Consider the following 11702-nt stretch of genomic DNA (forward strand, 5'->3'; position numbering starts at 1 on the left):
AACTTGGGCTTCTAATTCGTTGAGGGTTCTGGTAAAAAGTGCTGCGCAAACGCGGGTATAGTTTAGTGGTAAAACGAAAGCTTCCCAAGCTTTAGTTGAGGGTTCGATTCCCTCTACCCGCTCCACATCGCATTCCCGCATGGCGTTCCAGCAACGTCATCGCTGTCAAAAGGAGCCCAGGCTCCTTTTTTCGTTTCTCCCCCCTCCCTTTGACCTGCCCCATGGCCATTTGCCTGCCGATCCGCTTCAATGCGTGGATGGATTCGTGAAGCATTTCGAAAGGACGACGCATGTTTCTCTCCCGCTGGCTACCGGGCCTTGCCAACCTGCTGCACTACCGCCGCGAGTGGTTCCACGCCGACCTGCAGGCCGGCCTCTCGGTGGCGGCGATCCAGATTCCCATTGCCATCGCCTACGCGCAGATCGTCGGCCTGCCGCCGCAGTACGGCCTGTATGCCTGTGTGCTGCCGATGATGGTCTATGCCCTGATCGGAAGCTCGCGCCAGCTGATGGTCGGCCCAGACGCCGCTACCTGCGCGATGATCGCCGGCGCCGTGGCGCCGTTGGCCATGGGCGAGCCGCACCGGATTGCCGAGCTGTCGGTGATCGTCACCTTGCTGGTCGGGGTAATGCTGATCGCGGCTGGGGTGGCCCGGGCCGGGTTCATCGCCAGCTTCTTCTCGCGGCCGATCCTGATCGGCTATCTCAACGGTATCGGCCTGAGCCTGATCGCCGGGCAGTTGTCCAAGGTGGTGGGGTTCAAGATCGAGGGCGACGGTTTCATCCTCAGCCTGATCAACTTCTTCCAGCGCCTGGGCGAAATCCACTGGGTGACGCTGCTCATCGGCATCGCCGCACTGGGCCTGCTGATCTGGCTGCCACGACGCTACCCCCACCTGCCTGCGGCGCTAACTGTAGTGGCGCTGTTCATGCTGCTGGTCGGCCTGCTCGGCCTTGACCGCTTTGGCGTCGCCATTCTCGGCCCGGTACCTGCCGGCATCCCGCAGCTGGCCTGGCCACACAGTAACCTGGCAGAAATGAAAAGCCTGCTGCGCGACGCCCTGGGTATCGCCACCGTAAGCTTCTGCAGCGCCATGCTCACCGCACGCAGCTTTGCCGCCCGGCACGGCTACGCGATCAACGCCAACCACGAATTCGTCGCCTTGGGCGTAAGCAACCTGGCTGCCGGGGTTTCCCAGGGCTTTGCCATCAGCGGTGCAGACTCGCGCACTGCGGTCAACGACATGGTCGGTGGCAAGAGCCAACTGGTGGGCATCATCGCAGCACTGGTCATCGCCCTGATCCTGTTGTTCTTCACCGCGCCGATGGCGTGGATCCCGCAGGCAGCGCTGGGTGCCGTGCTGCTGATGGCAGGCTGGGGGCTGATCGACATCAAGTCGCTGAAGCATATCCGCCGCCTGAGCCGCTTCGAGTTCTGGCTGTGCCTGCTGACCACGGTCGGTGTGCTGAGCCTGGGCGTGCTGCCCGGCATCGTGTTTGCCGTGACCCTGGCGATCCTGCGCCTGCTGTACAGCATCTATCAGCCCACCGACGCGGTGCTGGGCTGGCTGCCGGGCACCGAAGGCCAGGTGGACATCCGCAAACACAAGGATGCCCGCACCGTGCCAGGCCTGGTGGTGTACCGCTTCGACGACGCGATCCTGTTCTTCAACGCCGACTACTTCAAGATGCGCCTGCTCGAAGCGGTGCAGAGCCAGGACCAGCCCAGGGCCGTGCTGTTCGATGCCGAGGCGGTGACCAGCATCGACGTCAGCGGCATCGCCGCCCTGCGCGAAGTGCGCGACACCCTGGCCGCGCAGGGCATCTTCTTTGCCATCGCCCGCGCTCGCGGCACCTTCCTGCGCATGCTGGTGCGCTCGGGGATGGCCCGGGAGATGGAAGACAAACTGCTGTTCGGCTCGGTGCGGGCGGGCATTCGCGCCTATCGGGTTTGGCGTAACAGGAGTCGCATTGGGCAACGGGCTGAACAAGGTTGAAGCATTGCGTCGTTGCTACTGGCCATATCGCCAGCAAGCCGGCTCCCACAGGTACTGCACTGCTCTCAAGGCCTGTGGCGAACCGTGGGAGCTGGCTTGCCGGCGATAGGGCCAGTACAGGCTGCACAAAGCAGTTGCCTGGACACCAACCCTCGCACACCTTGCATGACATGCTAAAGTCGCCCCCGTTCCCGCTCCACCCAACGGACCCCAGCATGCCCGCACTAGACGCCACCCTCACCCCCTGGCCGGAACTCGCCGCCCGCCACCCTTGCGACGCCCTGCTGCTGGGCAACGGCGCCAGCCGCGTGCTGTGGAAGCCGTTCGGCTACTTCTCGCTGTTCGAGGAAGCGCAACGTGCCGGGCGCAAGAAAGGCCTGGCCGTCAGCGACCAGGCACTGTTCAAGTCACTGGGTACGGAACTGTTCGAGCCGGTGCTCAGCGCCCTCAACACCACCGTGCGCACCAACGCCGCGCTGGCCATCAACTCCACCGCGCCGCTGAACCGCTACTACTCGATCAAGGAAGCGCTGATCCACGCCGTACGCACGGTGCACCTGCCGTGGCCACTCATGCCGGCCACGACCCTGGCAACCCTCAACCAGGCGCTGCGTGGCTACCGCAGCGTCTACACCAGCAACTACGACCTGCTGCTACCGTGGGCCGTGCAACACGCCCCGCAGGGTTTCGCCGAACTATTCGACGAGCAAGGCTTCTTCGACGTGCGCCGCACCAACGGCGAAGGTACGCGGGTACTGCACCTGCATGGCGGCCTGCACCTGCTCAAGCTGCCCGACGGCACCACCCGCCAACGCAGTGCCGACAGCGCCGAACTGCTCGATGGTTTTGCCGTGAACATCCCGGGCGAAGTGCCGCTGTTCGTCAACGAAGACCGCAGCGACGAGAAGCTGCGCGCCATCCGCAACTCTGACTACCTGGGCTGGTGCCTGGGGCAACTGGCGCGGGAAAGCCAGGGGCTATGCCTGTTCGGGCTGCACCTGGACAGCAGTGACCAGCATCTGCTCGAAGCCATCCGACAGGCCCGACCGATGCATCTGTCGATTGCCATAAGGCCGTTGAGCGAGGCATCGGTGATCAACCAGAAGCAGCATTTTGTCGACAGGTTCGGGGATATGCCGGGGACAGTGCTGCACTTCTTTGATGCCAGTACGCATCCGTTGGGGCAGGCAGCGTTGGCTATTGAAGCACCGCTCACCCACAGATGAAGTGGACCAATTGGGGGCCGCTTTGCGGTCCATCGCCGGCAAGCCGGCTCCCACAGGGATCGCGCAACGCCTGAATTCTGAGCGGTACCTGTGGGAGCCGGCTTGCCGGCGATGGGCTGCAAAGCAGTCCCGTTAATGCTATCTGACAGGCATCAGGGCTTGCCCGCTGAACCACTCGCCCCGTCAAGGCGCCGACGCGGTTGTCACCTGCACGGCCGGGCCAACTGCAACCGGCTCGGGCATCGCGACATCGCCGCCCAGCTGGCGGATTTGCCGAATCTGCTGGACCCTGTTCAGGTTTTCCCAGGCGACGGGGTAGTGCCCCGGCGACAACTCGATCGCGCTGCGGAAAAACTGCTCGGCCACATCCAGCTTGCCTTCCACCAGGCAGACATAGCCGACATCATTGCTGGCCTCGGCACGCTTTTCGACCTGTTCGAAGGCAGACACAGCCTCCTCATAGCGCCCCATGCGAGCCAGCAGCAACCCATAGTTGCGCCAAAGCGGTTTGTAGGTGCCGTCGTAACTCACACCACGCTTGTACCGGAGCTCGGCATCGGCCCATTGCCCGGCCATGTAGTAGGAATACCCCAGGCTGTTCTGCACCAACGCCGAACGCGGATCTATGAGCTCGGCCAGGCGGTAGTAGGTTTGCGCCTCGGCGAAGTTGTCGGCCAGATCCGCGAGTACCCCCAGCCCGTTGTAGGCCTTGAGCGGTGACTTGCCGTCGACCCTGAGCGCAGCCGCCCCGGTCTGGGTGGTGGCCGGGTCCTTGACGAAGCGTTTCTGATCCACGGCAACTGCTTTCAACAGCATTGCCTTGGCCTGCTCATGTTTACGCATGGACAGATTCAGCAGGCCCATTTCCGTCAGGGCATCGGGGTTATCAGGTGCCTTGCCCAGTACCTCGGTGAAAGCCATCTCGGCAAGCTGGTTATTGCCCCGTTCGCGGTGGATACGGCCAACCCAGACCAAGGCCTCATAACGTTCGGGCGCCAGCTCGAGGACGCGCAGGTACTGGTACAGCGCCTGGTCCAGGTCACCGGCCTGGTAAGCCATAGCAGCCATCTGCATCGCCTGGTCGGGCGAGTTGCTCTGCGACTGCACCTGATAGAGCACCGAATTGCCAGCGGAGTAGACAGAACGCACCCCATTCAAGTCTGGCCCTGTGCTCTGGCAACCCGAAAGCACGGCGATCATGGTCAACAGCAAGCTGATCCTGTTCATGTCATAGCTTCCCGAACGTTCTAAGGACCCCGATGATCACCGGGCCGATGGCAACCAGAAAAAAGCTTGGCCACAGACAGAAAATTAGCGGAAAAACCAGCTTTGTTCCGATTTTCGCGCCCATTTCCTCGGCGGCCTGCATACGTCGGTCACGAAACTCCTCGGCGTAGATGCGCAAGGTGGCCGCTACGCTGGTGCCGAAGCGGATGCTTTGGGCCAACAGGCTGACCAGACCCTGGATGTCTTCCAGGCCGGTGCGTTCTGCCAGTTGCCGGAGCGCTTCTGTACTGGAAATACCGGCGCGAATTTGCGCATTGACCAACGCCAGTTCCTCGGCCAGTTCGGCCTGGCTGACCGCCATTTCTTCGGCCACCCGCTCGATTGCCTGGGGTAACGCCAGACCCGACTCTACGCAAACCACCATCAAGTCCAGGGCATCAGGAAAGGCCGCACGCAACCGCCCCTGCCGAGCCGTCTTGCGCTTGTCGATATACAGTGCCGGCAGCAACCATCCGACAGCAGCCCCTATGAGCACCACAGCGATAATCATGGTTGAGGAAAGGTTGGGTACCAGTGGCAGTGTCAACAGCGATATACCAACCAAAATCAGAGGCAACAGCAAACGAACCGCCCAGTACACCTGTACCGCTGACGCCGAGCCGTAACCCGCGTGGGTCAAAAGGGTTCGGGTGGCTGACGCCTGCCCTTGCTCAGACGGGCCAAGGCGCCGACCGACCCGCTCCAGTAGGAGTTGCAGATTGCCTGGCGCCTCCCGCCCGGCCGCAGCGCTGGAATGATCACGCTTGATTAATGCAAGACGACGTTGCAGAGGGCTCTGCAACCCCAGCACCAGTAACGTCACGGTGATCACCGCAATGACCGTACTTACCCCGATCACGCCGACGATCAGCAGGCGTGTCAGTGCCTCATTGTCCGTCACCCGACTCAATAAACCGAGCAAATAATCCATGACCGACGCCCCCGTTGAGAGAACTGCTTAAACCTGGATTCGGATGATTTTGCGAATCCAGAAGATCCCAACCAACATGGAGCCAAAAGCCGCCATGATAAGCTTTTGGCCGAAAGGATCGTTGACCAGCGTTGGCAAATACGTGGGGCTAGTGAGCATGATCCCCGCCGCCAGCACAAAGGGTACGGCCACCAACACCCAGGCCGACATTCGCCCTTCGGCCGACATTGTCTTGACCTTGCGCTGAAAGCGGAAACGCCCGCGGATCAGGCTACTCAGGCGCTCCAGTACTTCGGTCAGGTTGCCGCCGGTCTCGCGATGAATGAGGATCGAGGTCACCATCATCATCACAGTCATACTCGGCACCCGTTCCAGCAGGCCAAGCATGGCCCGGCGCACATCGTTACCGTAGTTGATATCGGCGAAGGTCAGGCCGAATTCGTGCGCCACCGGTCCCTTGTGCTCCTCTGCCACCAGACGCAGGGTTTCGTTGAAGGGGTGCCCTGCGCGCAATGCCCGGCACATGGCTTCCAACGCATCCGGCAAACCCTCCTCAAACTTGGCGAAACGCTTGCCACGATCAGCGGTGATTTTCAGCAGCGGCAGCCAGAACGCCACGAACGCTGCCGCCAGCGCCAGCCACCAGTAGGGAAGGAACAGCCAGGCCAGCACGCCGGCAGCCGCTGCCAGGATGATCCCCATCAGTAGCACTCGATAAGCCCGGTACTCATGTCCGGCCTGCTCGATCAGTTGTGTCAGCGTCGCCATGAACGGCAATTGCTCGAGCCGCGCCTCCAGCGGCGACAGGCGGGTCAGGTATTTCTGCCGCAACACGGACTGCATGTTTGGCAGATGGCTTGCCCGCTCCAGAATTACAAGTCGGCCGCGGATACGCTTGCGGACCTTGCCCGCCTCGCCGAACACCGGCACCACCAACCCCTGGCTGAGGAGAAACACGGCGATAAACACCATGCCGAGAAACATCAGGATGAATTCACCGGGTATCTGGCTCATGATTGACGACCCTCCATCCATTCCGGCCTGAACATCGTCAGCGGCAATTCGATACCGCGCTTGGCCAAGGCATCGCGAAAGGCCGGGACCATGCCACTTGGCCGGTATTCGCCGAGCACCTGGCCTTGCTCGCCCACTCCACTGCGGACAAAAGAGAAAATCTCGGTCATTGTGATGATCTCACCCTCCATGCCATTGATTTCCTGCACGCTGACCAACCGCCGCTTGCCGTCTTCCTGTCGCTCCAGCTGGATCACCACATCGATGGCCGAGGCGATCTGCTGACGCATGGCCTTGATCGGGAACGTAGCGCCAGACATCAAGACCATGTTCTCGACCCGGCCCAACGCATCGCGAGCGGTGTTGGCGTGGATGGTAGTCAGTGAACCATCGTGCCCGGTGTTCATTGCCGTCAGCATGTCCAGCGCTTCGGCACCACGCACCTCACCGATCACGATACGGTCTGGGCGCATCCGCAGGCTGTTGCGCACCAGCTCCCGCTGGCCCACCTCGCCGCGCCCCTCGATGTTCGCAGGCCGTGTTTCCAGGCGCACTACATGTGGCTGCTGCAGTTGCAGCTCGGCCGAGTCTTCGATGGTGACGATGCGCTCGTTGTGGGGAATGAAACTGGACAGCACATTGAGCATGGTGGTCTTGCCGCAGCCGGTGCCGCCAGAGATCAGCACGTTCAGCCGGCCTCGCACGATCGCCTTGAGCATTAGCGCGATGGCCGGGGTAAGGGCGCCGGCCTGAATCAGGCTGTCGATATTGAGCAGGTCCACCGCAAAGCGGCGGATCGAGATACTCGGCCCATCGATGGCCAGCGGCGGAATGATCGCATTGACCCGTGAACCGTCCTTGAGGCGGGCATCGACCAACGGCGAAGACTCGTCGATACGTCGACCGAGGCTGGAGACGATGCGGTCGATGATATTCAGCAGGTGCTGATCATCGCGAAAACGCACATCGGTGCGCTGCAACTTGCCGAACCGTTCGACGTATACCGAGTCATGCCCGTTGACCAGAATGTCGGACACCGTATGGTCGGCCAGCAGCGGCTCCAACGGGCCAAGGCCAAGCACTTCGTCGGTGATCTGCTTGATGATCAACTGGCGGCTGGCAGAGCTTACCGGCGCCGAATGCTCATCGAGCAGACGCTGGCAGATATCGCGGATCTGCCGCACGGCCTCGGCCTGCTCGAGCGAATCGAGCAAGGACAGGTCCATGACCTTGAGCAGTTGCTGATAGGTTTTTTCCCGCCACTCGGCCTCCACCGATGTGACCTGGCTTTTCGTTTCAAACAGAACATCCGGTGCCGAATGTTCCCACGCCATCAGCGCCTCTGCCGGGTCCTTCGCGCCGCCACCCTGCTTCGACGGCGTCGATGCCTCGGGGGTGACTGCCTGTTTGCGCAAACGGTTACGGAAATCGCTAAGCATGGTTCACCCCCGAAAAACACGCTTGAAGGCGCGTTTGAACAGTCCGCTGTCTGTGGCCACCTGCTTGCCCACCAATTCCTCGGCCAGCCCACGCAGCGCCTGGGTGATCGCCGAGCGAGGTGCTTGCAGGCCTAATGGCACACCTGTGTTCTGGCTCTGGTTGATGACGCTGAAGTCATTCGGCAGTTTCACGATATTGGTGCAGCGCAGCGCTTCGCCGATATCCTTGAGGCTGACCGGCGCCGCCTTGTCGTAGCGGTTGACCACCACCTCCAGCTGATTGCCGCGCACGCCCAGGTCATCGCGCAGAATGCGTGCCAGGGAACTGGCGTCGCGCAGGTGGTTGACGCTCTGCTGCACCACGACGTACACCCGGTCGGCCTGCTCCAGCACCGAAGCGGTGATGTGATCGATCTGCCGCGGCAAGTCCGCCACTACCCAGTCATAGTTGGCCCGCGCCAGTTGCAGCAGCGCATCGAGCTGTTCGGCCTGGACATCCTGCGGCAGACACAGCTCATTGGCGCGGCTGCCAAGCACATGCAAGGACGGGCTGAAATGGCTGCAGAACCCGCGCAGTGCCACCCCGTCCATTTCTTTTATCTGCTGCAACACGTCCAGTTGGCTGTGCGACTGCGCCACATCCAGATGATGCGACACGCTGCCAAACTGCAGGTCCAGGTCAAGCAACAGGGTGTTGCCCTTGAGGCTGAGCTGATGCGCCAGGTTGCAGGCCAGCACAGTGCCACCGGAGCCACCCTTGGCATTCATCACCGCGACCAGTTTGCCTGTTGCCGTGCTGTTGGTCTGGGTTTCCATGACCATACGGTTCAAGGCAGCGATAAGCTCCGTGGCAACGATAGGCTCCGGCAGAAAATCGCGCGCACCGGCCTGCATTGCCAGGCGCATGCCTTCCCGATCGTCCAGCAGGCCACACACCAAAAGCGGCGGGCGCTCATGGGCCGGGCGTTGCAACAGGGCCGCCAGTTCCTCACGCCACAGCTGGCCAACGCGCAGCAGCAGGAAATCGGGCGTCCGGTCCAGCCCGTACAGAGGGTCGCAATGCCCATTGCTCACCTGACGAACATTCACCTCCAGACCGGAGATGCGCTGACAGATTTCTTGCAATTGACGCAGGGCCAAGGCGTCAGAGCTGCTGATCAACAGACGCATCCCGGGTTTGATGGAGGTAGCGGATACGGAAGATTCCCTAAGATTCAGCATGGTGTGATCTCCGGTACGACATCCGCCTCGGTATGACGCCCGAGGCTCTCGCGAGGTAAGGTCGCCTTGAATACTGGCAAGGTAATGGGCACGCCAAACCCTGGAATAAACAGGCTGAATTGAAAGTTCTGCAGCGTCAGCTGCACATAGCGGACGGCGGCAAACCCGGTGGCACTTACCAGATCACCGGGGTTGGCGACCTGTGCACCGTTCTTGTCCAGGTAACGCAGAGTCAGGTCCGAGGTGTCCAGGCCGGCCAGCAGGCTGCTGGCGCCACTGTCGCCCGCACTGTTGAATATCGCCCGGCGCAGCACCACCGGATCGCTGATATTGCACACCGCCGCCAGACGTGCGCCACGCCGAACGGACTCATTCAGCACGTTCACGGTGTAGTACAGCCGGCCTATTTCCAGCACACCGAACAACAGCGTGAACATCAACGCACTGACGATGGCGAACTCCACCACGTAAACGCCCTGCATGCTTCTGCGCTTCATCACAGTGCCCTCATCACGGTGGTGGCGACCAACGGGAAGTTCAGCGCGGCGCCGTTGCCGATAAAGGCCGGAATGCCGTTGGCGATCAGCGGGGAAAAGACCGCGCTGATTGTCACCTGCACGTGGTCGTTGGTGCCCGCCACCTTGGCAACCTGCACGGTGGTATTGGCCGGCATCCCGGTCAGGCTGCAGGGCGGCGTGGAAGGCGCACCATGCACCGCCACGTACTTGGTCATGCACTCGAGATCGGCGCTCACCTCGACCTGGCCAAGGGTCGAGTTCCAGGCTTGGCTGGCGACAAAACGCGCGGCGTCCCGGCTGCCCTGCAGCAGGCTGTTGTACTGGTAAAGCATGCGGCCAAATTCGCCGAAAGCCAGCAAGGTCAGGAGCAACAGTGGCAGGGTGATGGTGAACTCGACGATTGCCACCCCTTGCTGACGCTGCGCACGCTTGAGCCGATAGAGTTCCATGACACGCTCCTAGGAGTCGGTGCTCGGTGTGCCACTGCCACTGATAAAGGTTTTGTACAGCTGGATGATCTGCGGGCCGGAATCGTCCTGCGGCGTGGGCCCAGGCACGCCGTCACCCTCGCATTGCTTGACAAACTGGCCGAAGATCTGCGAATCCCCACCCGAGTTGTCGGCCGGCTGCACTACGTAGAAGCAACCGAAACCGATGACCGGAATCGATGATGCCCCCGAGTTCTTGCCCGAGCAGTCGCCCACCACGATCTTCAGCATCCGCCGCTCGAAAACTCCACCCGACTGGCAACCCGTACCGCCTGCGACACATGCGGCGGTCTGCGCGGCATAGTCGTTGTAGTCGAACAGCGGCGTGCCGCCAGCAGAGAGGTTGCCATTGCTCGAAGTGACGACTTGGCCTTGGTGCTCCACCTTTTCAGTTTTGTCGTTGTACTTCATCGCCGGGTTGCTATAGCTCGTAACCAGATCGGGCGGATAGTCCGTGCTATTGAGCGACCCGGCGTACTCGCCGAAGCGAGTATTCAGGCCTTTCACAGCAGGGCCAACCGTGTTGCCAGGCTTGGTAGCGGCGTTGTCACCGACATTTCGGCAAACCGAGGCGCCACCAGCCATGAGTTCGCCAACCGCCTTGCCGCCCGAGCCAAAATCGAGCAGCTGGAAGTTGCCCGGGCCAATCGGGTCGCTATTCTTGGCAGCCGATTTCAAGACCTCCAGGTCACCAAAGCGATACCCCCAGAACATGCCGGTATCCGGGGTGTATTTGGTCGGATCCCCACACACCAGCAGCGGCGCAAGATCACATGGACTGGTGGGGCTCGGCCCGGCGGTGGCAATCGCCGTCACACTTTTGGTCCCCACGGTTCCTGTACCGATTGACTGGGCGAAGCTCCAGAAAAAGCCCGCCAGTGAGTAATTCGATACCGAGACCCGCACATAGGTGGCATTGGCCGGCCCGGGGAAGGAGAAAGGCCCATAGACATTGTCTGCCAACTCCACCACGGCAAATCCGCCAGGGTTGCCGCCGATTGCCGTCAACAGCTCCGTGTTGCCAGCGGCCTTGGCATTTTCGTTGAGGGTGAAGAGCGCGGCTGCTCGTGTGGTACTGGCAGAATTGCCAGTGCCCATCACCTGGCTCAGGGTCTTGGCGCCACTGAGCGCGGCGGCGTCCACGGCATTCTGCAGTCGGGTCTTGTTCAACAACATGTGACCGCCATCGAGCACCAACGCTGCCATCATCAGTATCGCCAACAGGGCGATCACGATGATGACAGTTACTGCCCCCCGCTGTTGGCCTGGCGGCGCGGTGAACATCCGTTGAGCTCGAGGAGTCATGATTACGCCCTCAATCAGCGAGTTGAATCAGTGACTTGGATCTGGATCGGCTGACCGATCTGCTGCGCATCACCAGTCGTCCCCCGGTAGCTATTGATCACCTTCTCCAGTAAAGGCCCGTCAGAGCCAGCGGCCGGCACTTCAGTGCCTGGGTTGGCGGCTACCTGCTTGTCGGCAATCTGCTGGTAGGTGGTCTGGTAGACGCTGTAGCCCAACGGGCCAACGCGCCCTTCGTCGTACGACATGCAACCCGACAACCCCGACAGCAGCACGCAACACACGATCATGCTTCTCATG

The 11702-nt window shown here is 61.6% G+C and carries 11 protein-coding genes and 1 tRNA gene; 3 read left to right on the forward strand and 9 right to left on the reverse strand.

The window, feature by feature from the left end:
- The first annotated feature begins 51 nt into the window (after positions 1-51).
- From AC2T3R_RS20965 to AC2T3R_RS20975, 3 genes are all read left to right on the forward strand, one after another.
- Positions 52-125, forward strand: a tRNA-Gly gene (locus AC2T3R_RS20965).
- Between the two features lie 165 nt (positions 126-290).
- Positions 291-1997 (forward strand): SulP family inorganic anion transporter, encoded by a 1707-nt coding sequence (locus AC2T3R_RS20970; protein ID WP_486744212.1) that lies wholly within the window; start codon positions 291-293, stop codon positions 1995-1997.
- Positions 1998-2212: 215 nt separating this feature from the next.
- On the forward strand, positions 2213-3223 hold the full coding sequence (locus tag AC2T3R_RS20975) for a DUF4917 family protein (RefSeq protein ID WP_410951788.1): 1011 nt from the start codon (positions 2213-2215) through the stop codon (positions 3221-3223).
- Positions 3224-3406: 183 nt separating this feature from the next.
- On the opposite strand, the gene AC2T3R_RS20980 is transcribed toward AC2T3R_RS20975, so the two are convergent.
- From AC2T3R_RS20980 to AC2T3R_RS21020, 9 genes are read right to left on the reverse strand one after another with little or no spacing between them, the layout of a single operon-like run.
- Positions 3407-4450 carry a tetratricopeptide repeat protein gene (locus tag AC2T3R_RS20980; RefSeq protein WP_410951789.1) on the reverse strand — a complete coding sequence of 348 codons (1044 nt, stop codon included), beginning with the start codon at positions 4448-4450 and terminating at the stop codon, positions 3407-3409.
- A 1-nt stretch (position 4451) separates the two neighbouring features.
- Positions 4452-5420 (reverse strand): type II secretion system F family protein, encoded by a 969-nt coding sequence (locus AC2T3R_RS20985; protein ID WP_486744213.1) that lies wholly within the window; start codon positions 5418-5420, stop codon positions 4452-4454.
- A gap of 27 nt (positions 5421-5447) precedes the next feature.
- On the reverse strand, positions 5448-6434 hold the full coding sequence (locus AC2T3R_RS20990; protein WP_486744214.1) for a type II secretion system F family protein: 987 nt from the start codon (positions 6432-6434) through the stop codon (positions 5448-5450).
- Positions 6431-7873, reverse strand: coding sequence for a TadA family conjugal transfer-associated ATPase (locus AC2T3R_RS20995; protein ID WP_397460982.1), 1443 nt, complete (start codon positions 7871-7873; stop codon positions 6431-6433). The genes AC2T3R_RS20990 and AC2T3R_RS20995 overlap by 4 nt, the downstream gene beginning before the upstream one ends.
- A 3-nt stretch (positions 7874-7876) precedes the next feature.
- Positions 7877-9094 carry an AAA family ATPase gene (locus AC2T3R_RS21000; protein ID WP_486744215.1) on the reverse strand — a complete coding sequence of 406 codons (1218 nt, stop codon included), beginning with the start codon at positions 9092-9094 and terminating at the stop codon, positions 7877-7879.
- Positions 9088-9591: a TadE/TadG family type IV pilus assembly protein gene (locus AC2T3R_RS21005; protein ID WP_486744216.1), complete on the reverse strand. Its 504-nt coding sequence runs from the start codon at positions 9589-9591 to the stop codon at positions 9088-9090. The genes AC2T3R_RS21000 and AC2T3R_RS21005 overlap by 7 nt, the downstream gene beginning before the upstream one ends.
- Entirely contained in the window at positions 9591-10061 is a 471-nt protein-coding gene (locus AC2T3R_RS21010) for a TadE/TadG family type IV pilus assembly protein (protein ID WP_486744217.1), read from the reverse strand. Before AC2T3R_RS21010 ends, AC2T3R_RS21005 begins: the two co-directional genes overlap by 1 nt.
- Before the next feature lie 9 nt (positions 10062-10070).
- Positions 10071-11384: a TadE/TadG family type IV pilus assembly protein gene (locus AC2T3R_RS21015; RefSeq protein ID WP_486744218.1), complete on the reverse strand. Its 1314-nt coding sequence runs from the start codon at positions 11382-11384 to the stop codon at positions 10071-10073.
- A 35-nt stretch (positions 11385-11419) separates the two neighbouring features.
- Positions 11420-11701, reverse strand: coding sequence for a hypothetical protein (locus AC2T3R_RS21020; protein WP_054573865.1), 282 nt, complete (start codon positions 11699-11701; stop codon positions 11420-11422).
- Position 11702 lies beyond the last annotated feature (1 nt).

It is taken from the genome of Pseudomonas sp. PVC-5-1, from assembly GCF_057444345.1.